At 71.8% G+C, this 23,861-nt stretch carries 22 protein-coding genes and 1 riboswitch; of the genes, 10 read left to right on the plus strand and 12 right to left on the minus strand.

Annotated features, from left to right (window positions below):
• Window positions 1-478: 478 nt before the first annotated feature.
• The 4 genes from groL to thrC form a co-directional block, all read right to left on the minus strand.
• Entirely contained in the window at window positions 479-2,104 is a 1,626-nt protein-coding gene (groL, locus tag QOM21_RS15210; RefSeq protein ID WP_407550512.1) for a chaperonin GroEL, read from the minus strand.
• 312 nt (window positions 2,105-2,416) lie between these two features.
• On the minus strand, window positions 2,417-2,620 hold the full coding sequence (locus QOM21_RS15215) for a cold-shock protein (protein ID WP_003986833.1): 204 nt from the start codon (window positions 2,618-2,620) through the stop codon (window positions 2,417-2,419).
• Window positions 2,621-3,033: 413 nt separating this feature from the next.
• Complete coding sequence (locus tag QOM21_RS15220; protein ID WP_393894771.1) at window positions 3,034-3,312, minus strand: MoaD/ThiS family protein; 279 nt, start codon at window positions 3,310-3,312, stop codon at window positions 3,034-3,036.
• A gap of 93 nt (window positions 3,313-3,405) precedes the next feature.
• Entirely contained in the window at window positions 3,406-4,689 is a 1,284-nt protein-coding gene (gene thrC / locus QOM21_RS15225; RefSeq protein WP_407550515.1) for a threonine synthase, read from the minus strand.
• A 17-nt stretch (window positions 4,690-4,706) separates the two neighbouring features.
• Window positions 4,707-4,867: riboswitch (SAM riboswitch) on the minus strand.
• Between the two features lie 171 nt (window positions 4,868-5,038).
• On the opposite strand from thrC, the gene QOM21_RS15230 reads away from it, so the two are divergent.
• Window positions 5,039-6,001 carry a glucosyl-3-phosphoglycerate synthase gene (locus QOM21_RS15230; RefSeq protein WP_407550517.1) on the plus strand — a complete coding sequence of 321 codons (963 nt, stop codon included), beginning with the start codon at window positions 5,039-5,041 and terminating at the stop codon, window positions 5,999-6,001.
• Between the two features lie 47 nt (window positions 6,002-6,048).
• Entirely contained in the window at window positions 6,049-7,530 is a 1,482-nt protein-coding gene (locus QOM21_RS15235) for a trehalose-6-phosphate synthase (protein WP_407550519.1), read from the plus strand.
• A gap of 39 nt (window positions 7,531-7,569) precedes the next feature.
• On the opposite strand, the gene otsB is transcribed toward QOM21_RS15235, so the two are convergent.
• The 3 genes from otsB to QOM21_RS15250 form a co-directional block, all read right to left on the minus strand.
• Window positions 7,570-8,466 (minus strand): trehalose-phosphatase, encoded by an 897-nt coding sequence (gene otsB / locus QOM21_RS15240; protein WP_407550521.1) that lies wholly within the window; start codon window positions 8,464-8,466, stop codon window positions 7,570-7,572.
• An 85-nt stretch (window positions 8,467-8,551) separates the two neighbouring features.
• Window positions 8,552-8,875 carry a DUF3263 domain-containing protein gene (locus tag QOM21_RS15245; RefSeq protein ID WP_407555682.1) on the minus strand — a complete coding sequence of 108 codons (324 nt, stop codon included), beginning with the start codon at window positions 8,873-8,875 and terminating at the stop codon, window positions 8,552-8,554.
• 55 nt (window positions 8,876-8,930) lie between these two features.
• Window positions 8,931-10,199: an extracellular solute-binding protein gene (locus QOM21_RS15250; protein ID WP_407550523.1), complete on the minus strand. Its 1,269-nt coding sequence runs from the start codon at window positions 10,197-10,199 to the stop codon at window positions 8,931-8,933.
• 300 nt (window positions 10,200-10,499) lie between these two features.
• On the opposite strand from QOM21_RS15250, the gene QOM21_RS15255 reads away from it, so the two are divergent.
• The 3 genes from QOM21_RS15255 (at window position 10,500) to QOM21_RS15265 (ending at window position 13,872) form a co-directional block, all read left to right on the plus strand.
• The gene (locus QOM21_RS15255; protein ID WP_407550525.1) at window positions 10,500-11,432 is read left to right on the plus strand and encodes an ROK family protein; all 933 of its coding nucleotides are present in this window, start codon (window positions 10,500-10,502) and stop codon (window positions 11,430-11,432) included.
• Window positions 11,432-12,685: an N-acetylglucosamine-6-phosphate deacetylase gene (nagA, locus tag QOM21_RS15260; protein WP_407550527.1), complete on the plus strand. Its 1,254-nt coding sequence runs from the start codon at window positions 11,432-11,434 to the stop codon at window positions 12,683-12,685. Before QOM21_RS15255 ends, nagA begins: the two co-directional genes overlap by 1 nt.
• Before the next feature lie 257 nt (window positions 12,686-12,942).
• Window positions 12,943-13,872, plus strand: a complete 930-nt coding sequence (locus QOM21_RS15265; RefSeq protein ID WP_407555683.1) for a 1-phosphofructokinase family hexose kinase — start codon at window positions 12,943-12,945, stop codon at window positions 13,870-13,872.
• An 86-nt stretch (window positions 13,873-13,958) separates the two neighbouring features.
• Here QOM21_RS15265 and QOM21_RS15270 read toward each other — a convergent pair whose 3' ends face one another.
• Both QOM21_RS15270 and cdgB read right to left on the minus strand, forming a co-directional pair.
• Entirely contained in the window at window positions 13,959-14,873 is a 915-nt protein-coding gene (locus QOM21_RS15270) for a CBM35 domain-containing protein (RefSeq protein ID WP_407550529.1), read from the minus strand.
• Window positions 14,874-15,246: 373 nt separating this feature from the next.
• Window positions 15,247-16,920, minus strand: coding sequence for a diguanylate cyclase CdgB (cdgB, locus tag QOM21_RS15275; protein ID WP_407550531.1), 1,674 nt, complete (start codon window positions 16,918-16,920; stop codon window positions 15,247-15,249).
• Between the two features lie 299 nt (window positions 16,921-17,219).
• Here cdgB and QOM21_RS15280 point away from each other — a divergent pair, with 299 nt between their 5' ends.
• Window positions 17,220-17,834 (plus strand): flavin reductase family protein, encoded by a 615-nt coding sequence (locus tag QOM21_RS15280; protein WP_407550533.1) that lies wholly within the window; start codon window positions 17,220-17,222, stop codon window positions 17,832-17,834.
• A gap of 138 nt (window positions 17,835-17,972) precedes the next feature.
• Here the strand turns inward: QOM21_RS15280 and arfB are convergent, their stop codons facing one another.
• Window positions 17,973-18,401: an alternative ribosome rescue aminoacyl-tRNA hydrolase ArfB gene (gene arfB, locus QOM21_RS15285; protein ID WP_407550535.1), complete on the minus strand. Its 429-nt coding sequence runs from the start codon at window positions 18,399-18,401 to the stop codon at window positions 17,973-17,975.
• A gap of 258 nt (window positions 18,402-18,659) precedes the next feature.
• On the opposite strand from arfB, the gene QOM21_RS15290 reads away from it, so the two are divergent.
• Window positions 18,660-19,235 (plus strand): TerD family protein, encoded by a 576-nt coding sequence (locus QOM21_RS15290; RefSeq protein ID WP_393894784.1) that lies wholly within the window; start codon window positions 18,660-18,662, stop codon window positions 19,233-19,235.
• A gap of 106 nt (window positions 19,236-19,341) precedes the next feature.
• Here QOM21_RS15290 and QOM21_RS15295 read toward each other — a convergent pair whose 3' ends face one another.
• Window positions 19,342-19,902 (minus strand): GlcG/HbpS family heme-binding protein, encoded by a 561-nt coding sequence (locus tag QOM21_RS15295; RefSeq protein ID WP_407550537.1) that lies wholly within the window; start codon window positions 19,900-19,902, stop codon window positions 19,342-19,344.
• 499 nt (window positions 19,903-20,401) lie between these two features.
• On the opposite strand from QOM21_RS15295, the gene QOM21_RS15300 reads away from it, so the two are divergent.
• The 3 genes from QOM21_RS15300 to QOM21_RS15310 all read left to right on the plus strand — a co-directional run bounded on the left by QOM21_RS15300 (window position 20,402) and on the right by QOM21_RS15310 (window position 23,032).
• Window positions 20,402-21,751, plus strand: a complete 1,350-nt coding sequence (locus tag QOM21_RS15300) for a sensor histidine kinase (protein ID WP_407550539.1) — start codon at window positions 20,402-20,404, stop codon at window positions 21,749-21,751.
• Window positions 21,748-22,443: a response regulator gene (locus QOM21_RS15305; RefSeq protein ID WP_407550541.1), complete on the plus strand. Its 696-nt coding sequence runs from the start codon at window positions 21,748-21,750 to the stop codon at window positions 22,441-22,443. Before QOM21_RS15300 ends, QOM21_RS15305 begins: the two co-directional genes overlap by 4 nt.
• Window positions 22,444-22,534: 91 nt before the next feature.
• Complete coding sequence (locus tag QOM21_RS15310; protein WP_407550542.1) at window positions 22,535-23,032, plus strand: hypothetical protein; 498 nt, start codon at window positions 22,535-22,537, stop codon at window positions 23,030-23,032.
• Between the two features lie 150 nt (window positions 23,033-23,182).
• Here QOM21_RS15310 and QOM21_RS15315 read toward each other — a convergent pair whose 3' ends face one another.
• Window positions 23,183-23,827, minus strand: a complete 645-nt coding sequence (locus QOM21_RS15315) for a pentapeptide repeat-containing protein (RefSeq protein ID WP_407555684.1) — start codon at window positions 23,825-23,827, stop codon at window positions 23,183-23,185.
• Window positions 23,828-23,861: the final 34 nt, after the last annotated feature.

Below are 23,861 nucleotides of genomic sequence, written 5' to 3' on the forward strand. Positions count from 1 at the left end.
CCCTACGGACGCGTCCGGCACCCCCGGGCCTCAAGCCCCCGAACCTCGGAGCACCGACCCACCTCACCCCAACCTCCGGCGCCCCCCCGGGCCTCAAGCCCCGGCCGCGGGGCGCGGGGCCGAGCCAGGGGGGCGCCGGGCTCCGGGCCGAGCCCCGGGGGCGCCGCGCTCCCGTCACCAGACATCGCGCTCCGATGCCTGCCTTCAAGGAACGGGTGGGGCGCCTAGCCCCCGTCCCCCTCCCTCCCCAACTGCCCCACGCACCAGGGAGGATGACACCCCGCGTTCCGCCCACCACAACACGAGCAAGTCACCTCGCACCGCACCACACCACACCGGGCCACCGGGCCACACAACACCGCACCGTTCCCGCGTGCACCGGCCCCGCGTGCGCCGCAAATGAAACGCCGCCGGGGCGGCACCCTCCTGGAAGGAAGGTGCCGCCCCGGCGAACGTGAGGACAGTTGATCCGGGAGGATCAGAAGTCCATGTCACCGCCCGGCATGCCGCCGCCGGCCGGGGCAGCGCCCGCCTTCTCCGGCTTGTCGGCGATGACGGCCTCGGTGGTGAGGAACAGCGCGGCGATCGACGCGGCGTTCTGCAGCGCGGAGCGCGTCACCTTGGCGGGGTCGATGATGCCTTCGGCGATCATGTCGACGTACTCACCGGTCGCGGCGTTCAGGCCGTGGCCGACGGCCAGGTTGCGCACCTTCTCCACAACGACGCCACCCTCGAGGCCGCCGTTGACGGAGATCTGCTTCAGCGGGGCCTCCAGGGCCAGCTTCACAGCGTTGGCACCGGTGGCCTCGTCGCCCTCGAGCTCAAGCTTCTCGAAGACCGCGGAGGCCTGGAGCAGGGCCACGCCGCCGCCGGCGACGATGCCCTCCTCGACGGCCGCCTTCGCGTTGCGAACGGCATCCTCGATGCGGTGCTTGCGCTCCTTGAGCTCGACCTCGGTGGCGGCACCGGCCTTGATGACGGCCACGCCGCCGGCCAGCTTCGCCAGGCGCTCCTGGAGCTTCTCGCGGTCGTAGTCCGAGTCCGAGTTCTCGATCTCGGCGCGGATCTGGTTCACGCGACCCTGAACCTGCTCGCTGTCACCGGCACCGTCGACGATGGTGGTCTCGTCCTTGGTGATGACGACCTTGCGGGCACGGCCCAGCAGGTCGACGCCGGCGTTCTCCAGCTTGAGGCCGACCTCCTCGGAGATGACGGTGCCACCGGTGAGGATGGCGATGTCGCCGAGCATGGCCTTGCGGCGGTCACCGAAGCCCGGGGCCTTGACGGCAACGGACTTGAAGGTGCCACGGATCTTGTTGACGACCAGGGTCGACAGGGCCTCGCCCTCGACGTCCTCGGCGATGATCAGCAGCGGCTTGCCGGACTGCATGACCTTCTCCAGGAGCGGCAGCAGGTCCTTGACGTTGCCGATCTTGGAGTTGACGATCAGGATGTACGGGTCGTCGAGCGACGCCTCCATACGCTCCATGTCGGTGGCGAAGTACGCCGAGATGTAGCCCTTGTCGAAGCGCATACCCTCGGTGAGTTCCAGCTCCAGACCGAAGGTCTGGGACTCCTCGACGGTGATGACGCCTTCCTTGCCGACCTTGTCCATCGCCTCGGCGATGAGCTCGCCGATCTGGGTGTCGGCGGCGGAGATGGAGGCGGTGGAGGCGATCTGCTCCTTGGTCTCCACATCCTTGGCCTGCTCCAGCAGGGCGGCGGAGACGGCCTCGACGGCCTTCTCGATGCCGCGCTTGAGGGCCATCGGGTTGGCGCCGGCGGCTACGTTGCGCAGGCCCTCGCGGACCAGCGCCTGCGCCAGGACGGTCGCGGTCGTCGTGCCGTCACCGGCGACGTCGTCCGTCTTCTTCGCGACCTCCTTGACCAGCTCGGCGCCGATCTTCTCGTACGGGTCCTCGAGCTCGATCTCCTTGGCGATGGAAACACCATCGTTGGTGATCGTGGGGGCGCCCCACTTCTTCTCGAGGACGACGTTGCGGCCCTTGGGGCCGAGGGTGACCTTGACGGCGTCGGCGAGCTGGTTCATCCCGCGCTCGAGACCGCGCCGTGCCTCCTCGTCGAACGCGATGATCTTGGCCATGTGAAGTGGTCCTCCCGGACAGGGGTGGATTGCTCCGGACCGCGCTGGCGCCCGCGACGGACGGTCTGCGAGCCTGTGGTTCCTTGCCCCACCGGCCTGCCGACCTCACCGAGTCGGTCCTTAACTGTCACTCTCACTCGGAGAGTGCTAACGCAATGATTAGCACTCGGGGGGTGCGAGTGCAAGCGCCTCCCGAGATGGCCCACCCTCCGGACGCACGCCGAACGCATGCCGCACGCACCGGACGCACAGCAGAGGGTCCGCACCCCCTCAGGGATGCGGACCCTCATCACGCTGCAGTCGGTCGGCGCTTCAGCCGGCCACCCGGACCATGTCCGCCTGCGGCCCCTTCTGGCCCTGCGAGATCTCGAACTCGACCCGCTGACCCTCCTCAAGGGTGCGGTAGCCGTCCATCTGAATCGCGCTGTAGTGGACGAAAACATCCGCACCACCGTCGACCGCGATGAAGCCGTACCCCTTCTCCGCGTTGAACCACTTGACGGTGCCCTGAGCCATGCCTAACTCCCCTATTACTGGCCCTTGCACAGGACCGCACTCCGCGGACCCGGGTCAGACCTCACCCCCCGAAAGGCCCGCGGGGTGTGCGCCGGAACGCGTCGACCGCCGCTGAATGTATCTGCACCACTGCCCAGCGCAACAGGTCAATCGGACGAGAATTCTGGCGCCGGAGAATCGGCAATATGCGGTGAAACACCGCTTTCCCTGGGCAAGCCGGGCCGGGCATAACGCACCTGGGCGACAAATGCCGCACACACTTTGGGCACAACTCGCCGCGGTCTCATATGCGTTCGGCACGCGCGCGGAGAGGGATCTTCGCCATGGTATCCCCATTCACAGAACGGAATTGCCCCGTCCGCTTTTCGGCGGACGGGGCAATTCCAGTCAAGCGAGAGGCGAGATGGCGCGAATTAGCACCCGCCGGCCACTGCCGGAATGATCGAGACACCCGCACCGTCCGGCGTCGGCGTCTCCAGGCCCTGCTCGAAACGCACGTCGTCGTCGTTGACATAGACGTTCACGAAGCGGCGCAGCTTGCCCGCGTCGTCCAGCACCCGGGCCGCGATGCCCTGGTGGTTCTTCTCCAGGTCGGCAATCACCTCGGAGAGGGTCGCGCCGTCTGCCGCGACCTCGGCCTTGCCGTCGGTGTAGGTGCGAAGAATGGTGGGGATGCGGACGTTGACGCTCATGGGTTCTGCCTTCCAGCGACTTCGGAGTACAAGTTCGGGGCTGTGCGACTGCCTACGGCTGCGCTCGGCGGCCGTAGGGCTGCATGCGGCGGGTCAGCCGGCCAGGCCGGCCGCGCGGAACGCGTCCAGGCTCGGGCGGATGGTCGCCGAGGGCCCCGTGGTGGGGGCGACGGCGTCAAGCGTCTTGAGGCCGTCGCCGGTGTTCAGGACGACCGTGGACAGGGACGGGTCGAGCAGACCGCTGTCGATGAGCTTCTTGGTCACGCCGACGGTCACACCGCCCGCGGTCTCCGCGAAGATCCCTTCCGTCCGGGCCAGCAGCTTGATCGCGTCCACGACCTGCTCGTCGTTGACATCCTCCACCGCACCACCGGTACGGCGCGCGATGTCGAGCACGTACGGCCCGTCGGCCGGGTTGCCGATGGCCAGCGACTTGGCGATGGTCTTCGGCTTCTGCGGCCGCACCACGTCGTGGCCGGCCTTGAAGGCCGTCGAGACGGGCGAGCAGCCCTCGGCCTGCGCGCCGAAGATCTTGTACGGCTTGTCCTCGACGAGGCCGAGCGCGATGAGCTCCTTGAGGCCCTTGTCGATCTTCGTCAGCTGCGAGCCCGAGGCGATCGGGATGACGATCTGGTCCGGCAGCTGCCAGCCCAGCTGCTCGCAGATCTCGTACGCCAGCGTCTTGGAGCCCTCGCCGTAGTAGGGGCGGAGGTTGACGTTGACGAAGCCCCAGCCCTCACCCAGCGGGTCGCCGATGAGTTCCGAGCAGAAGCGGTTGACGTCGTCGTAGTTGCCCTCGATGCCGACCAGGTCGCCGCCGTAGACCGCGGCCATGACGACCTTGCCGGCCTCCAGGTCGTGCGGGATGAACACGCAGGAGCGGAAGCCCGCACGGGCCGCCGCGGCACCGACCGCACCGGCGAGGTTGCCGGTGGAGGAGCAGGACAGGGTGGTGAAGCCGAAGGCGCGGGCCGCCTCGACGGCGATCGCCACGACACGGTCCTTGAAGGAGTGCGTGGGGTTGCCGGAGTCGTCCTTGACGTACAGACCGCCGGTGACGCCCAGCTCACGGGCGAGGTTGTCGGCCTTGACCAGCTTGGTGAACCCCGGGTTCAGGTTCGGCTTGTCCGCGACGTCGGCGGGGACGGGCAGCAGCGGCGCGTAGCGCCAGATGTTGTCGGGGCCGGCCTCGATCTGCTTCCGCAGGGCCTCAGGGTCGCCGCTCGGCAGGTCGTACGCGACTTCGAGCGGCCCGAAACATTCCTGGCAGGCGAAGATCGGGCCGAGGTCGAAGCGCTGTCCGCACTCGCGGCAGGAGAGCGCGGCGGCGGGACCGAGAGCGACGGAGGGAGTGTTTTCGGTGACTTGCACAGCCATGGAGGCGAGGCCCTTTCTCCTCATCTTCCTCGCGGCGCATCTCGCCACGAGACGGATTTGGCACCTTCCCTAGCCGGGAGCCTCACGCGCGCGGGACATCAGCGTCCTGGCGGCAAGACCGGCTGGAGGGTTGCCGGGGCTTCAACGGGCCGTTTCCCTCTGCCCCTCTGGATGAGCGGTATGGCGCTGGGCCGAAACCCAGGCGTTTGTTCTGCGGGACCCCCGACATAGGACGGTGATCCGCGTTGTTCAAGACTGTAACCGAAGGCAGTGAGGGTTGAGATAGTCGTCCGAACCGCGAGATGGATCACACGGTCGTCGTTCGACGGCCACCGAGGAGATCGTAGACGTGCTGGAAGAAGTGGAGCGCTGGCTGAGCGGCCGCTCCTGGTCCGCTGCCGACCGGCCGCTCGGCCGGCTCCTGGAGGCCAAGCGGCAGACGGGCCGGACGGTCAGCGTGGTGCTGCCCGCACTCGACGAGGAGGCGACGGTCGGCGCGATCGTCGCGGCGATCCGCGGCGAGCTGATGACCGAGGCGGCGGCGCTGGTCGACGAACTGGTGGTGCTCGACTCCGGCTCCACCGACCGCACCGCCGAGGTCGCGGCGGCGGCCGGGGCGAGGGTGGTGCACCGCGACAGCGTCCTGCCGCGGCTGCCCGCGCTGCCCGGCAAGGGCGAGGTGCTGTGGCGCTCACTGCTCGCCACCAGCGGCGACATCGTCTGCTTCGTCGACGCCGACCTGCGCGAGTTCTCGCCGTCGTTCGTCTCCGGGATCGTCGGCCCGCTGCTGACGGATCCGGACATCCAGTTCGTGAAGGCGATGTACGACCGGCCGCTGGAGACCGGCGTGGACGGCTCGGGCGCCGGCCAGGGCGGCCGGGTCACCGAGCTGGTGGCCCGCCCGCTGCTGAACCTGCACTGGCCGCAGCTGGCCGGCTTCGTCCAGCCCCTGGGCGGCGAGTACGCCGCCCGACGGTCGCTGCTGGAGCGGCTGCCGTTCCCGGTCGGCTACGGCGTCGAGCTGGGCCTGCTCGTCGACGCGCTGCACACCGTCGGCCTGGACGCCCTGGCGCAGGTCGACGTGGGCGTGCGCAAGCACCGCCACCAGGACGGCCAGGCCCTCGGGAGGATGGCCGCGGCGATCTACCGCACCGCTCAACTGCGCCTCACCCGCGGCCACTTGATCCGGCCTCGGCTGACCCAGTTCGACCGCGGGCAGGACGGATTCGTGCCGCGCACGACGGACGTGGACACCGAGGAGCGGCCTCCGATGGCCGATATCCCGGAATACGCCGAGCGGCGGGCGGCCTGACCGACTCCGTACGTTTGAGCGGATCTGTCGCGGGTTAGTCTCGCGGCATGGTCTCCGAGCGCAGTGGTGCCGAGGTTCTCGTCGCGTCCAATCGCGGCCCGGTCTCCTACTCCCTGGGGGAGGACGGCGCGCTGACCGCCAAGCGCGGCGGCGGCGGGCTCGTCTCGGGCCTGTCGGCCATCGGCCCGGACACCGACGCGGTGTGGGTGTGCGCGGCGCTCGGCGAGGGCGACCGGGAGGCGGTGCGGCGCACCGGCGGGCTGCTGTCCGCGGAGGACACCGGCGGACAGCGCGTTCGGATGCTGGACATCCCGGCGGAGGTGTACGCCGACGCCTACAACGGCATCGCGAACTCCGTCCTGTGGTTCGTCCACCACATGCTCTACCAGACGCCGATCGAACCGGCATTCGATTCGGACTTCCGGGCGCAGTGGGCTTCCTACGTGGACTACAACGCCGCCTTCGCCGACGCGCTGGCCGAGCAGGCGGCGCCCGGCGCGGCGGTCCTGGTCCAGGACTACCACCTGGCGCTGGTGCCCGGCCTGCTCCGCGACCGCCGCCCCGACCTGCGCATCGGCCACTTCTCGCACACGCCGTGGGCACCGGCGGAGTACTTCGCGATGCTGCCCGACGACATCCAGCGGCAGCTGGCCGCGGGCATCCTCGGCGCGGACCACGCGAACTTCCTGACCGAGCGGTGGGCGCGGGCCTTCATCGGCTGCTGCGGGACGGCGCTCGGCGCGGACTGCGAGGTGCGCCACCCCGGCGACGAGGCGCCGTACCTCCTGACGGCCCTCGCGGGAGGCAAGCCGCACAAGACGTCGATCGGCGTGTACGGCCTCGGCGCGGACGCCGAGTTCCTGCGCGAGCGGGCGCACCGCCCCGACGTGGAGGAACGACTGTCGGCGCTGCGGGGGCAGATCGGCGGGGTGGAGCGCAGGACAATCGTCCGGGTCGACCGCACGGAGCTGTCCAAGAACATCGTGCGCGGGCTGCTCGCCTTCCGCCGGCTGCTGACCGACCGCCCCGAGTGGCGCGAGCGGGTCGTGCACATCGCCTTCGCGTATCCCTCGCGCCAGGATCTGGCCGTCTACCGCGACTACACCGACCAGGTGGGCCGGCTGGCGGAGGAGATCAACGACGAGTTCGGCACGGCGGACTGGCAGCCGGTCGTACTGCACGTCAAGGACGACTTCGCGCGTTCGCTCGCCGCCTACCGGCTGGCGGACGTCGCCCTGGTCAACCCGATCCGGGACGGCATGAACCTGGTCGCCAAGGAGATCCCGGTGGTCTCCGACGAGGGCTGTGTCCTGGTGCTGTCGCGGGAGGCGGGCGCCCATGCCGAGCTGGGCGAGGACGCGCTGAGCGTCAATCCGTACGACGTCAACGCCACCGCCGAGGCGCTGCACACGGCGCTGTCGATGGACGGCGAGGAGCGGGCCGAGCGCACCCGGCGGCTCGCCGCGGCGGCCACGGCGCTGCCGCCGGCCAAGTGGTTCCTCGACCAGCTGCGGGCGCTCCAGGCGTAGGGCGTGCGGGGCTCTGCCGCGACGGGTGCGCCCGCGCGCTCAGCCGGCGGCCAGCCGGCCCGCCAGCGCGTCGAGCAGCCCGACGACGCCGGCCGGGCCGTCGACGACCAGGTCGGCGCGCTCGGCCAGCTCGGTGACCTCGTTGTTGCCGCTGCACACCAGCACGCCCGTGAGGCCCTCGGCGCGCAGCTTCTCCACCGCGGCGAAGGCGGCCAGGTCGCCGAGGTCGTCACCGGCGTACAGGACGGTCTTCGCACCCGTCTCGCGGACCCAGTCGGCGAGCGCGACGCCCTTGTCCATGCCCGGCGGCCGCAGTTCCAGGACCAGCCGGCCGGGCTCCACGATCAGGCCGTGGCGTTCGGCGAGCGTGGTCAGCGGGCCGCGCAGCCGGTCGAAGGCGTCCTGCGGGTCCGCGGCCCGGCGGGTGTGGACGGCGAGGGCCCGGCCGCCCTTGAGCTCGACGGCGGTCTCGACCCAGGGGCCGTGCCAGACGCCGGTGTCCTCCAGGACGGCGGGGAGTTCGGCCTGCACGGCGGCGACGCCGGGGTGCGGGGGCGGGGCCTGGACGGCGCCGGAAGCCGCCTCCCAGCGCTCCGTGCCGTAGTGGCCGAGGACGACGAGGTGTTCCAGGCCGGGGGCGTGCGCGACGCCGGCGAGGCGGACCGCGACGCCGGCCGGGCGGCCGGTGATCACCGCGGCGGCGCGCAGCCGGGGCACGAGCCGGCCGAGGGCGGCGGTGGCGCCGGGATGGGCTCGGGCCTTCTCGGGGTCGGGGACGATGTCGGCGAGGGTGCCGTCGAAGTCGAGTGCGATAGCGGCGCGTTCGGGCCTGGCCAGCAGCGCGGCGATGCCTTCACGGCCCGCGGCGGTGGTCGGCGTCGGCACGGAGTGCGGCGTCGGTGAGGACTGTGGCGCGTCGTTCGAGAGGCTGCCCATGCCGTCGACCCTACCGGCGGACCACCGGCGCACGCCGGGTGCACGGGGGCATCCGGGCGGCGGGCGGTGCGTCCCCGGGCCGCGGTCAGCGGCGGGCGCGGCGGGCGTCCCGTACGCGGCGCAGGCGGTTGATGGTGACCGGGTCGTGCGCGAGGGCGCGCGGGTCGTCCAACAGGGCGTTCAGGAGCTGGTAGTAGCGGGTCGGGGAGATGCCGAGGCGCTCGCGGACGACGCGCTCCTTGGCGCCGGGGCCCGGCCAGGAGCGGCGTTCGACCGCGAGGACCGCTTCGTCCTGGGCGGAGAGGGGCGTTATGCCGGGCCCGTCGGCGGCGTCCGCCCCGGTTCCGCTCCCGCCCGCTTCGGCCTCTCCGTCGGCGCCACGCCCCGCGCCGCCCGGTCCGCTCGTCATCACGATTCCACGATAAGCCCACCGTCGGACAGCTCCCGGTGGGCCGTCGCGACCGTCACTCGGCGGTGTTGTCCGCGGTGTCCGCGGTGTTCTGGATGTCGGTGAGGACGCCTTCGGGGTTGCCCCTGGGGCCGACCGCACCGGCGACCTTGGCCTTGATGGTCTTGGAGACCAGCGGCCAGGAGGTCTTGTCGGCCGGGTAGAACTCGGCGTTGTCGAGCTGCTTCAGGAAGCCGTGCAGCTTGGCGTACCGGCGGTCGGCGAGCATGGCCTGCGACGCCGACTGGGTGACCGGCAGCAGGCCGTAGTCGCCGGAGAACCTCAGGACGTTCTTCTCGCTGTAGACGAAGTCCAGGAACTTGCCGATCTGCCGGCGGTGGCCGTGCTGCTTGAACGCCATCATCCAGTCGGCGACGCCCATGGTGGCCTTGGCCTTGCCGTTGGTGCCGGGCAGCTCGACGGTGCCGTAGTCGATGCCCTTGGCGGCTGCCTGCTTCATCAGCGTGGGGTGGCCGTTGAGCATGCCGACCTCGCCGTCGGCGAAGCCCTGGAAGGCGTCGGCGCGGTTGAGTTCGGCGGGGTCGGTGCCGGTGAGCCCCTTGCCGACGAGGTCCTTCTGGAGCCACTGGAAGGTCTTGATGTTCTCCGGCGAGTCGATCGTGTACTTGCCGATGCTGTCGGTGTAGCCGCCGCCTCCGCTGAGCATCCACATCAGCGTCTCGGCCTGTGTCTCCTCCCGGCCGAGCGGCAGCGCGAACGGCATCTTCACGCCGTGCGCCTTCAGCAGCTCGGCGTCGTGGGTGATGTCGTCCCAGCTCTTGGGGGGCGTGGTGATGCCGGCCTCGGCGAAGAGCTTCTTGTTGTAGAACAGCCGCCGGGTGCTCGCGCCGAAGGGCATGCCGTACTGGATGCGCTCGTATTCGCCCGCCTCCGCGAGGGAGGGGGTGAAGTCGGCCTGGGTGGGGATGGAGAGCAGCTCGTCGGCGCTGTAGAGCTTGTGGTCGGCGGCGTAGTCGGCATACGCGCCGATCTGTGCGAGGTCCGGGGCGTCGCCCGCCTCGACCATGTCCGCGACCTTCTTGTCGACGTCGGTCCAGGGATGGACCTCGACATCGATCTTGATGCCGGGATTCTTCTTCTCGAAGGCGCGGCCGAGCCGGTCCCAGTAGTGCTGGGAGCCGTTGGACCGGCTGTCGCCGTAGTCCGCCGCGACGAGCTTGAGGGTGACGTCGCCGTCGTCACCGGAGCTGCCGCAGCCGGTGAGAGTCAGTGTCATGGTGGTGGCTATCCCCGCCGCCGCCAGGCTCACATACCGCCGCTGCACTGCTACTACCGCCCTTTGTCCTGAATTCCGTGCTGAACGGGAATACCCCCGCGGCCTCGGGGATCGCCCTCGGCCGGCATGAACGGCGGGTGTCTCCCGCGTTCCGACACAAGGTCTACACCACTCACCTTCGCGCCATACCGGCGCCCTTCCCCGGGCAGGCCGGCGGCTTTCGGGGCGAGGGGCGGCAGCCCTCGGGGCGAACGGCAGCCGGGAACCGGCGGGTATCCGGTGCACGGAAACCAGAACGTACGGTGAGTGGACTAGACCTTTCATGTCGGATCGCGCGAAACTGTTCCCGTGAGACACGTCATCGCCCTTGATGTGGGCGGCACCGGAATGAAAGCCGCCCTCGTCGGGGCGGACGGCAGGCTGCTCCACGAGGCACGGCGGCCCACCGGCCGCGAGCGCGGCCCGGAGGAAGTCGTGGAGAGCGTGCTCGGCTTCGCCGCCGAGCTCCGCGACGTCGGCGCCCGACGCTTCGGCGCCCCCGCCGTGGCCGCCGGCGTCGCCGTGCCCGGCATCGTCGACGAGGCCGGCGGCATCGCCGTCTACGCCGCCAACCTCGGCTGGCGGGACGTCCCGATGCGGGCCCTGCTCTCCGAGCGCCTCGGCGGCATCCCCATCGCCCTCGGCCACGACGTACGCACCGGCGGCCTGGCCGAAGGCCGGATCGGCGCCGGCAAGGACGCCGACCGCTTCCTCTTCGTGCCCCTGGGCACCGGCATCGCGGGCGCCATCGGCATCGGCGGACGCATCGAGGCCGGCGCCCACGGCAGCGCGGGCGAGATCGGCCACATCGTCGTACGCCCCGGTGGGCGCGAGTGCGGCTGTGGTCAGCGCGGCTGCCTGGAGACGCTGGCCTCGGCCGCCGCGGTCGGCCGCGACTGGGCCGCCGCGTGCGGCGATCCGCAGGCCGGCGCCGCGGACGCCGCCAAGGCCGTGGCATCCGGCGACGCGCGCGCCCGGGCCGTCTGGCGGACGGCCGTGGACGCCCTCGCCGACGGCCTGGTCACCGGACTCACCCTGCTCGATCCGCAGACCCTGATCATCGGCGGCGGACTCGCCGAGGCGGGTGACACGCTCTTCGAGCCTCTCCGGGAAGCCGTCCGCCGGCGCGTTACGTTCCAGCGGCTCCCCTCGATCGTTCCGGCGGCCCTTGGGGACGCCGCCGGGTGCCTGGGCGCAGGACTCCTCGCCTGGGATCTTCTCTCCACGGAGGTAACCGCCTGATGGCACAGCAACAATCCGCGGGACGGCCCTCGGACGCCGGGCGCACCGTGCTGACCGGCGCCCGGATCGCGCGGCCGTCGGGCGTCGCCGACAACGGCCGGATCACCGTCGAGGGCGGCCGCATCTCCGACATCCGCAGCCGTGACGCCGACCGGGGCGGGGCCCGCGGCGGGGACAGCCGAAGAAGAGGGGACGTCGCGCCACCCGCGGGGGGCACCACCGTCGACCTGACCGGCCATCTCATCGTCCCCGGCTTCGTCGACATGCACGTCCACGGCGGGGGCGGCGGCTCCTTCTCCTCCGCCGACCCCGAGGAATGCCTGAAGGTCGCCGCCACCCACCGCAGGCACGGCACCACCTCCATGGTCGCCTCCACCGTCACCGGCGACCTCCCCGACCTCGCCCGGCAGGCCGCGGTGCTCGCCGAGCTCGTCCAGCAGGACGAGCTGGCCGGTATCCACTTCGAGGGACCGTTCATCTCCCCGCACCGCTGCGGCGCCCACCAGCCGGAGCTGCTGCGCGACCCGGACCCGGCGGACGTCCGCAAGCTCGTCGACGCCGCCCACGGCGCCGCCCGGATGATGACCGTCGCCCCCGAACTGCCCGGCGGCCTGGACTCCGTACGGCTGCTCGCCGACGCCGGCGTGATCGCCGCCATCGGCCACACCGACTCCTCCTACGACGCCACCCGCGAGGCCATCGACGCGGGCGCCACCGTCGCCACCCACCTCTTCAACGCGATGCCCGGCCTCGGCCACCGGACCCCGGGCCCGATCGCCGCCCTGCTGGAGGACGACCGGATCACCGTCGAGCTGATCAACGACGGCACGCATCTGCACCCCGCGATCCTCCAGATGGCCTTCCGTGACGCCGGCGCCGAGCGCGTCGCGTTCATCACCGATGCCATGGGCGCGGCCGGCATGACCGACGGGATGTACCCGCTCGGCCCGATGCGGGTCGAGGTCAGGGACGGCGTCGCGCGGATCAGCGAAGGCCCCACCGCGGGCTCCATCGCGGGCTCCACGCTCACCCTGGACCGTGCCTTCAAACGCGCCGTCACCGTCGACGGCCTGACGGTCGACCAAGCCGTCCAGGCGCTCTCCGCCAACCCCGCCCGGCTGCTCGGCATCGACGACCGGGCCGGCTCCCTCGCGCCCGGCATGGACGCCGACCTGGTGGTGCTCGACGCCGCGTACGACCTGGTGGGCGTCATGCGCCGGGGCGAGTGGCTGGTCCGTCCGGCAGGCGTCTGACGGCCCGCACGGGAACGCTCGGTGGCGGGCGGCCGGCCACCCGGTGGCCGGCCGCTCATCGGATGGTGACCGGCCCGGGTCTGGGCCAACGACCGTCGGCGATGGCATGATCGCTCGCGCACTTGTCCGCATGCCACCGCCGAGGGCGGTTGCGATACCAGCAGCCGTCCGACCGGCGGCTGCTCGGCCAACGACTGCCCGGCCAACGGCTGCTGTCCAGCGGTAAGCCGTCCGAGCACGGCGCGGGAGGGGGAACCATGATCCTCACGGTCACGCTGAACGCCGCCCTGGACATCACCTATCGCGTCCCCGGGCTCCGACCGCACACCACCAACCGGGTCACCGAGGTGGCCGAACGGCCCGGCGGCAAGGGCCTGAACGTCGCCCGGGTGCTGGCCGCGCTCGGCCACCGCACGGTCGCCACCGGCTTCGCGGGCGGCGGCACCGGCGACGCGCTGCGGGCCCTGCTCACCCAGGAGAGCGACGTCACCGACGCCCTGGTGCGGGTGGGCGGCGCCACCCGCCGCACCGTCGCCGTCGTCGACGCGGCCTCCGGCGACACCACCCAGCTCAACGAGCCGGGCCCGGTCGTCACCCCCGCCGAATGGGACACCTTCCTCGGCACCTTCCGCGAACTGCTGGGCGACGCACAGGCGGTGGCGCTGTGCGGCAGCCTCCCGCCGGGCGTCCCGGTCGATGTCTACGCCCGTCTCACCCGCGCCGCGCGCGGCGCGGGGGTCCCGGTCCTGCTGGACACCAGCGGCGAACCCCTGCGGCGCGGCCTCGCCGCCCGCCCCGACCTCGCCAAGCCCAACGCCGACGAACTCGCCGCCCTCACCGGCTCCACCGAACCGCTGCGCGCCGCCCGCGACGCCCGCCGGCGCGGCGCCCACGCGGTGGCCGCGTCCCTGGGCCCGGACGGCATGCTCGCCGTCACCGCCGACGGCGCCTGGCAGGCCGCCCCGCCGCGCCGCATCGCCGGCAACCCGACCGGCGCCGGCGATTCGGCCGTGGCCGGTCTGCTGTCCGGGCTGGTCGAGGGGCTGGCCTGGCCGGAGCGCCTGACCCGCGCGGTGGCCCTCTCCGCCGCGACCGTACGGGCCCCGGCCGCAGGGGAGTTCGACACCGCGACCTACGAAGAGCTGCTGTCCCGCGTCGCGGTGACGGAGCATCCGACGGCGGCGTGATCGGCCCCGCGCCGAAATGAGCGACCCCCGGCGCGAGCCGCGCCGGGGGGAAAGTGCGGGCGCCCGGTGTCAGCGGACGCCGGGGCCTACTTCTCGCCCAGCCACACCTTGTCGAGGTTCACATCGCACTGGTTGCCGCTCTCGCAGGACAGCTTGACGCTGTTCGTGCCCTTGTTGAGCTGCACATACGACCAGGTCTTGGTCCAGCCCTTGTCCCAGGCGCCCTCGTCGGCGCCGGCGAAGTTCTCCATGTTCACCGGACGGCTCGCGGCCGTGCCGTTCACGCCCAGCGTGAGGTTCGCGTCCTTGCCCGGGACGCCGTAGCCGACCCAGAGCTTGTACTGGCCGGCCTTGTCGACATCCACCGTCCACGTGGCCGACGCGCCCGGGGCGTTCATCCCGGCGACGTAGGCGCCGCTGGACGAGCGCGCGCCGGGGACGTCCTTCGCGGTGCTCGCGCCGCCTTCGAGCCGCAGCCCACCGGCGTCGATCTTGGGGAGTTCTCCCGCGCTGGGCTTGCCGGTGGGCTCCTCGCTGGGGGCCACCGACTCACCGGCCGACGGACCGGCGCCGCCCGCCTTGTCGTCCGCGCTGTCCTTGCCGTTGGTGAGCATGGCGACGCCGATGCCTATGCAGACCACCGCGACCACCGCGACGGCGCCGATCAGCAGGCCGTTGCGGTTGCGGCGGGGCTCCTGGCCACCGCTGTACGCCGGGGCGGAGCCGTTGCGCGCACGGTCACCGCCGGGCAGCGTCTCCGGCGCGGCGTAGTGGGCGTTCTGCTGCCCGTACGCCTGCTGCGGAGCCTGCTGCGGGGCGCCGTACTGCCGCTGGCCGACCGCGCGCACCTGGTTGTAGGAGGTACGCGGAACTCCCGGCTGCCGCGCCGCCGCGCCGTCGCCCGACGGGCCCGCGCCACCCTCGCCGCCTTCCGAGCGGTAGAGATAGGCGAACGGGTCGTCGTTCTCCGGCGTGTCCGCGCCGTTGTTGCCGGCCGTCATTCCGTGTCACTCCCAAGCGATGTGTACGCGTGTGTACGCGTTCGCACGTGGATGCGCGAACTGTCTCTTTCGGGCCCCCGGCGGCACCGCGCCGCATCGGCGCAGCCTACCCCTTTCGGGCATTGCCACGCCGGGCCCGGACAGCCACAAGATCGCTACAAATCGATGAACGGGTGGTGCGGGGGTGCGCTGCGCGAGGCGCGCGGCGAGCGGATGAGCTGGGACGACGGGCGCACGGAGAGGGGTGCGGCGAGTCGCACCTTACGGCACCCGGGCAGGCGGACGGGAGGGCCCGGTGGTGACCGGAGTCTCAGGCCGACGGGAGTGCGGCCGGGCCTCCGCCGCCGGAGCGGCCGGGGTGCGGGCCGGGGCCTCAGCCCGCCCGCCGGTTCGCCTTCGAGCGGGACCGCTTCTCGACGTACATCCGCTGGTCGGCCGAGGCGAGAACCTCCTCGGCCGTCATCCCGCAGCTCGCCCAGCCGATGCCGAAGCTGGCGCCGACCCGGACCGCCCGGCCGTCCACCCGGATCGGCGGAATGATCGCGTTCCGCAGTCGGACGGCGAGGTCCTGGGCGTCGGCGGTGCCGAGGCCGTCCGCGAGCACCACGAATTCGTCGCCGCCGAGCCGGGCGACCGTATCGCCGTCACGGACGCCGCTGGTGAGCCGGCGGGCGACCTCGATCAGCACCGCGTCACCGGTGTGGTGCCCGAACCGGTCGTTGATCGACTTGAAGCCGTCGAGGTCGCAGAAGAGCACCGCGAGCCCCTTGGAACCGTCGTCCGCGGCGCCGTCCGGGGGCGCGGCGATGTGCACATGGTGGTCGTAGGGGGCCGGGCCCTTGCCCTCGAACCCGTCGACCCCCTCGAAGGGCTCCTTGCCGTCCGCCCCGAAGCCGTGCGGGTCGCGAGGGTCCGCGAAGACGGTCGCCGAGGCGGCGTAGGAGTCGGCGAGCGAACTGGGCGGGCGCGAGCACAGCCGGGCACCGAGCCGGGAGCGCAGCTCCGCGCTGTTCGGCAGGCCGGTGAGCGAGTCATGGCTGGCACGGTGCGCGAGCTGCAGCTCGTGCCGCTTGCGCTCCTCGATGTCCTCGACGTGGGTGAGCAGAAAACGCGGTCCGTCGGTGGTGTCGGCGACCACGGAGTTCCGCAGCGAGACCCAGACGTAGGTGCCGTCGCGGCGGGCCAGCCGCAGCTCGGCCCGGCCACCCTCCGCGGAGGTGCGCAGCAGCGTGCCGATGTCCTCGGGGTGCACCAGGTCGGAGAAGGAGTACCGGCGCATCGCGGAGGCCGGACGGCCCAGCAGCCGGCACAGCGCGTCGTTGGTGCGCAGCAGCCGGCCGTGCTGGTCGCCGCCCATCTCGGCGACGGCCATCCCGCTCGGCGCGTACTCGAAGGCCTGGCGGAAGCTTTCCTCACTGGCCCGCAGGGCCTGCTGATCGCGCTCCAGCCGGACCAGGGCGCGCTGCATGTTCGCCCGCAGCCTGGCGTTGCTGATCGCGATCGCGGCCTGGAAGGCGTACATCTGCAGCGCCTCCTGCCCCCAGGGCCCGGGGCGCCGGCCGTTGCGCGGCCGGTCGACGGAGATCACGCCGAGCAGCTCGCCACCGCCGTTGGCCGCCGCGTACATCGGCGCGAACAGGCGGTCCATGGGGTGCCACTCGTCGGGGAATCGGGGCGCGGGGCCGGCGGTGTGCCACTGCGGGACGTCGTCGTCGTCCAGCACCCAGCCCTCGGTGTGCGGAATGAAGCAGAGGTCGCCCCACCGCTCCCCCATGGCCAGCCGGCGCTCCCAGGAGGACCGGGAACCGACCCGCCCGGCCATCAGCGCTTCGGCGCCCGCACTGCCGGCCACCGCTGCCACGACGAGGTCGCCGTCGGGACGGACGAGATTGACCGCGGCCAGCTCATAGCCCAGCCCGGCGATCGCGCCGTCGGCGACCGTCTGCAACGTGTCCGCAAGGCTGCGTGCGGTGTTCAGCTCGGCGACCACTTGGTGCAGCTGCCGCAGGGTCGCAAGACGGACGTATGGCTCCGACTCGGTCTCCATCGCTCGCTCTCCCTGAGACCTCGACAGCAACTCCACGATTCTTGGTCGTCCGATTCCACGCTCACTGAATCACAGTGAGCTGTTCACCCGGTACACAGGGTCAACAATTAGCGCCGGCTGTGACTCAAGTCACAAGAGATGAGGAGTGGTTGGCACTCCCTCAGGGAACCTGGGTGGGAGCGCTCCTACACTTCCTGAACGCAAATTCGCCTTCCGCGCCCCTCCGTCGACAGACCTAGGACACAGGTGGTCCCCGGGCCCGATGCGCACAGCGGGGTGACGAAGTTAGCGTGCATGGCGTGTTCACGAAAACCGCCGCCGCAGACCGGCTCACCACCGCCGACACCGCCGCCGCACCCACGGTCACGCCCGCGTCCGTGCCGGGCGGCCCGTCGATCCCGCATTCTGTGGGGGTGAGTGACGAGGAGTTCCGCGCCGCCCTGTCCCGACTGGCCGCCGGGGTCGTACTGATCACCGCGCATGACCCGGACGACGGGCCGCGCGGCGAGGACGTCGGCATGACCGCGACGGCTTTCTTGTCCGTATCGCTCGAACCGCCGCTGGTGATGGTGAGCGTTCGCAACGACTCCCGCATGGACGACCTTCTGGAGCAACAGCCGCTCTGGGCGGTTTCGGTGCTGTCGGAAGGTCAAAGCCACATTGCCGGACGTTTCGCGATGAAGAACCGCATCAGTGACCGACTGCTCTTCGAGGGTATTCCGCATGAACGCGGCGAAGCGGCCGGGGCGCCGCTGATCGGCGGCGCGCTCGCCACCCTGGAATGCCGCACCGAACAGCGGGTCGTCGCCGGCGATCACACCCTCGTCATCGGCCGCGTGCTGACGGCCTCGGCCCTGGCGGACGACGGCGGGCCGCTGACGTACTTCCGGGGGAAGTACCGACGGCTGGGCTGAGGCGGGAGCGGACACCTGGCTCCTGGCTCCTGGCTCCTGGCTCCTGGCTCCTGGGCAGGATCGGCCTGGGAGCGGGGGGGGCCGCGGTCTCGGTCGAGGCGGCGCCCGGGACGCCCGGCACCAGGGGCGGGCGCCGGCTCAGGTCCAGTCGCGGCCGGAGCGTCCCCGCTTGGTGTCGCCGCGCTGCTTCTTCTCCCGCAGCCGTCGTTCGTTGATGCCCCGCGGAATGCGGGACTTGCGGCGCGGCTTGGGCGGCGGCGCGGTGGCCTGCGCCAGCAGCGCCGCCAGCCGGACGGCCGCGGTCTCGCGGTTGCGCCACTGGGAGCGGTGGTCGGAGGCGCGTACGGACAGCACGCCGTCGGCCAGCCGGCCGTCCAGCCGCTCCAGGGCGCGCTCCTTCCACACAGGAGGCAGCGCCTGCGTTCTGCCGAGGTCGAAGCGCAGCTCGACCTGGCTGTCGCTGGTGTTGACGTGCTGGCCGCCCGGACCCGAGGACCGCGAGAAACGCCATACGAGCTCGGCCTCTGGAAGGACGACCGAACCGCGGATGACATAGGGCCCGGACATGCGTCCCATGATCCCGCCTCCGCGGGCGTCCCGTCACCCACTTTTCCCCCGGCACACCGCCGGGTAGGAGCGGAACCGCCGGTGGGGTGACCGGATGAGGCTGCCGACCTCAGGATTTCGCGGGACTCGGCATCAGGATTCGGCAAAGAAAGTAAAGGCAGCTGGAACCTCGTGGTCCCCTGACGGCGTTGAGGTGGATGACGGTAGCTTCGTCCGCAGTACGGAGCCCGACGAATTCGACGAGGAAAGGGCATCCCCATGGCTGTAAGCCTGTCCAAGGGCGGCAACGTCTCGCTCACCAAGGAGGCACCGGGCCTGACCGCCGTCACGGTCGGCCTCGGCTGGGACGTCCGGACCACCACCGGCACGGACTTCGACCTCGACGCGAGCGCCATCGCCGTCAACCCGAGCGGCAAGGTCTACTCCGACCAGCACTTCGTCTTCTTCAACAACAAGGCGACGCCGGACCAGTCCATCGAGCACACTGGTGACAACGTCACCGGCCAGGGCGAGGGCGACGACGAGCAGATCAAGGTCAACCTGGCGGGCCTGCCGGCCGACGTCGAGAAGATCGTCTTCCCGGTCTCCATCTACGACGCCGAGAACCGCAGCCAGAACTTCGGCCAGGTGCGGAACGCCTTCATCCGCATCGTCAACCAGGCCGGCGGCACCGAGATCGCCCGCTACGACCTCAGCGAGGACGCGGCGACCGAGACCGCCATGGTCTTCGGCGAGCTCTACCGCAACGGCGCCGAGTGGAAGTTCCGCGCCGTCGGCCAGGGCTACGCCTCCGGCCTCGTCGGCATCGCCCAGGACTTCGGCGTCAACGTCTGACGACACCCTGTTCCGACGCGTTCAGCGCAGCCGAGGGCCGGTTTCCCCATGGGGAGCCGGCCCTCGGCGCTTCGTGCCCGGCAAGGGGCGCGACGGTCGCGACGGGTTACTTCCCGAGCGCCTTCGCGCCCGCCTGGGCGAACTGCTCGTCGGCCGCACCGCTCGGGGCGCCGGCCACGCCGATGCCCGCGATCGGCGCGCCCTGCGCCTGCACGGGGGCGCCGCCCGCCAGGAAGAGGGTGCCGGGGATGTCCTTGAGCGTGGGCGCCTGGTCGAGGCGCTTGACCAGCTCCGAGGTCGGCGCGTTCCAGGCGACGGCGGTGTAGGCCTTCTTGCTCGCCGACTCGAACGACTGCGGGCCGGCGCCGTCGCCACGCAGCTGCACGAGCGTGTTGCCGTCGCGGTCCACCACGGCGACCGAGACCTTCTGGCCCGCCTTCTCCGCGGCGTCCAGCGCGGCCTGCGCGCCCTTGGTGGCGGCGTCGATGGTGAGGTGCGTGGAGCGGGTCAGGTTCTTGTCGCCTGCGTCGGCGGTCGCCGCGGCCGGCCGGGAGGCGGCCGGCGACGGCGCGGCCGTCGCGGAGACGGCTCCGAAGGTGCCCGCGCCCGCCAGAGCGACGGCGGCGGCACCGGTGGCAACACGGGCGCGGAGGGAAAGCTTCTTCATGATCTCGGGCTCCTTGAGGTGACGCGGGGAGGGGCGGGTCGGGGGCCGGGACGGCGGCGAGCCGTCGGACACGCCGGGTCGGGACTGCCGTGCCGTTCCTGCCGTGTCGGCCCACATCCATCCTCGGAGCGGGGCGGGGCCGCTCGGGTCGACGTACCGGCTGGGGTGGCCGAGCATGATGGTGGATACGGGTGTCAGCCGATCGGTTGATGCGGGAGGCTCCCCGGCCGGGTTACGACTACGGGGTAACGACCACCGGGCACGGGCACCCCAGGGCCGCGGCCGCGCCAAAGGCCATCGACCTTGGGATTGGCGTTGGCATTGGCCTTGGCATTGCCGCGGCTACGGCCAGGGCCGACCGCCGGTGCCCGGGCACCCGCCGGTCGGTACTCCCTAGGGCGGCGCCCGCGGCCGGCGGTACCGGCCGTGTCGGCCGTTCCGGCGGGTTCCGGCGGCGTCCCCGGGTGACGATCACGGCAGCGCCCGGCAAGGAGACCACGTGCACACACCGCAGCAGCGCCCCTCCCCACCGCCACCGACCCCGGCGGAGGTTCTCCGTGACGCCGAACGACGCAGCGGCCAGGCCCCCGTGGAGACCGACGACCGCCACGCCGGCCGGGACCCCCATCCGGACGCCCGCCTCCTGGGCCCGGTCATGCACGCGGCGTTCTTCCTGCTGCTCGGAGCCTCGCTCGCGCGATTCCTGATCCGGCACCCCGGCGAGCCGCGCACCCCGTGGATCATCGCCCTCAGCCTCGCCCTCGCCCTGCTCTACGTCCTCGGGCCGACGCTCGGCCCCCGTACGCACGACGAGCGGCGGCCCACCCCGCGCAGGCTGGTCTGGCTGGGTGCGGTCGTCGCGATCTGGGTCGTGCTGGTCCTCCTGGCGCCGAGTTTCGCCTGGTGCGCGGTGCCGCTCTTCTATACGGGCCTGCGCACCCTGCCCGCCGGCGCCGCATCGTTGCTCGTCGGGGTGCTGACCGCGTTCGTGGTCGCCGCCCAACTACGGCTGTCGACCGGCTTCGACCCGAATCTGCTGCTGGCCCCGCCGGCGATCGCCGCGCTCGCCACCGCCGTCTTCGTCCACATGGAGCGGCAGGCCGCGCGACAGCGTGCGCTGATCGACGACCTGATCCGGACGCGGCGCGAACTGGCCGCCACCGAGCGGCGCGAAGGCACCCTCGCCGAGCGCCAGCGGCTGTCCATGGAGATCCACGACACGCTCGCCCAGGGCCTGTCCAGCCAGCAGATGCTGCTGCAGGCCGCCGACCGCACCTGGGACACCTCACCGGACACCGCTCGCGACCACGTCCGTACGGCCACGGAGATCACCGCCCGCAACCTCGCCGAAGCCCGCCGCTTCGTCCACGACCTCGCTCCCGCGGACCTCGCCGACGGCACGCCCCTCCCCGAAGCCCTCCGCCAACTGACCGTCCGGGCAAGCCGGTCGGCGCCGGACGCCACGGGAGAGCTCGCCGTGCGCTTCCACCTCGACGGCATGCCCACGCCGTTGCCCGACCGGGTGCAGTCCGCCCTGTTGCGCGTCGCCCAAGGAGCCCTGGCGAACGTCGATGAACACGCCTTCGCGAGCTCCGTCGCGCTGACCCTCAGCTACCTCGGTGACCAGGTCGTCCTGGACATCGCCGACGACGGCCACGGCTTCGACCCCGCGGACGCGTCCGGCCGCGCCGGTCCTGAGCGGCCGGCCGACCCCGCACCGGACCGGGGCCACGGCCTGCCCGCCATGCGGGCCCGGGTGCGGCAGCTCGGCGGCACCCTCACCATCGAGTCGGCACCCGGCGAAGGCACCGTCCTGTCCGCCGCAGTCCCCCTGGAGCTCACCCCATGAGCACCTCTCGCACCCCGTCCCCCGAGCCGGCGTCACCGCCCCCGCCGGTCCGCGTCGTGCTCTGCGACGACCACGCCGTCGTACGCGCCGGGCTCCTCGCCCTGCTCAGCAGCGCCCCCGGCATCGAGGTCGTCGGGGAGGCCGGCAACGGCGAGGAGGCCGTCGCGATGGCCGCCAAGCTCCGCCCCGATGTCGTGCTGATGGATCTGCAGCTCGGTCCCGGCATCGACGGCATCGAGGCGACCCGTCGGATCACCGCCCTGCGGGCAGCCCCCTCCGCAGCCGCCCCTGCCCCGGCCCCCCACGTCCTCGTCCTGACCACCTACGACACCGACGCCGACATCACCCGCGCCATCGAGGCAGGCGCCACCGGATACCTCCTCAAGGCCGAGCGCCCGGACGAGCTCTTCTCCGCCATTCACGCCGCGGCACAGGGCCGCAGCGCCCTTTCCGAGCCGGTCGCCCACCGCGTCCTGGCCCGGATGCGCAGCCCCCGTCCCACCCTCACCGACCGGGAACGCGACATCCTCGGCCAGCTCGCGCGGGGACTGGGCAACCGGGAGATCGCCCGTGCGCTCTTCATCAGCGAGGCGACGGTCAAGACGCACCTCGGCCGCATCTACGACAAGCTCGGGGTGGACACCCGCTCCGGCGCGGTCTCCGTGGCCAAGGAACAGCGCCTGTTGCCCTGACCGGAGCGGCGACCGGGCCACGCTCCAAGGGCATTCCCCTTGCGTCCGATGCGGGCGATGTCCTCTCCCACCGGCGTGACACCATCAAGAGGTGATCGACCTCGGCTACTCCCTCTCCCGGCGCTTTCCGGACCCTTCGTACTTGGATTACCGGACCGCCGATGTGCGCACGCTGCGTCACGACCTCTTCTGCGGCGACGTCTACATCGCCGACACCAAGTCGGACCGCGAGCTGTCCACGGCATGGGGATGGGTTCCGGTCCTGGACTTCGCCTGGGCGCTGTGCGACATCGTCGAGCAGCTCGACACAGACCCGCGTGGCAACCGCTCGGCCCGCTCGATCTACGCCGAGCTGGACTTCACGGAATCCAGCGACCGGATGCTCTTCGAGCGCCGCTTCGGGTGGGTCGAGGTCGAAGCCGACTGGATGCCGACCGACGAGCCCCCGCTCACCTTCAACCACTCGGCGCTCCGCCGGGAGACCCGCGACTTTCTGCACGACCTGATCGCGGACCTCACCGATATGCACGAGGGCCTCGGCGACAACCCGATCATCTGGGACCTCCAGGCCCGCTTCCCCCGCATCTGAACGACGTCGCTGCCCTGACCCGGACGACATCGCCGTACGACACCGCTGGACGACATCACTGCCCCGGGCCGGCCCGTCACTCCCGAAGACGCTCGGGCAGCCCCGGCCCCGCCCCGACTCCTCTTCGCTCCCCGCGTCCCCCGCCCCCGGTCACTCCACCCGGACTCCTATCTGCGCCGCGAACGCCGGTGCGAGATCGAGCAGTTGGGAAGGGCTGATCACCGCGCCCGCCAGTCGGTCGATCCCGCGCGCGATGTCCACCGCGGCGGCACCCCGCAGATCCACGTCCTTCATCCGCACGTCCGTGAAGTCCACCCGCGCGAGGGTGCAGTCGTCGAACGTCACCCGCTGCAGCTCCGCACCCGCGAAGTCCGCCTCGACCAGGACGCACCCCTCGAAGACGACATCCCGCAGCTTCGCCTTGCGCAGATTGGGGAAGTCGATCTTCCCGCCGCGCACCACGACCCGCTCCAGCACCGCGCCGTGCAGCTGCGTCCCCCCGAGTCTGGCGTCCGTCAGCTCCACATCGCGCAGTGACGCCTCGGACAGGTCCGTCCCGACGCCGCGCACACCGCTGAGCACGCTGTCGATGATCCGCGCCCGGCTCAACACCGTCTCGTCCAGCGCGCACCGGCGCACCGCACAGTCCATGAAGCGGGCGCCGCGCGCCGCCTGACCCGCCCAGTCGGCCTCCACGAACTCCAGGCCGTCGTAGTCCCCTTCGGGCTCCAGCTCACCACCGTCGTGCTGTTGCAGCTCCGGCAGCCGCACCTCGGCCCGCCGCACCGCGCGCACCGTCTCCTTGCCGCGCCCCGCCACGCGATCACCG

Origin of the sequence: Streptomyces sp. Pv4-95, assembly GCF_045782725.1 — a bacterium.
Taxonomy (GTDB): domain Bacteria; phylum Actinomycetota; class Actinomycetes; order Streptomycetales; family Streptomycetaceae; genus Streptomyces.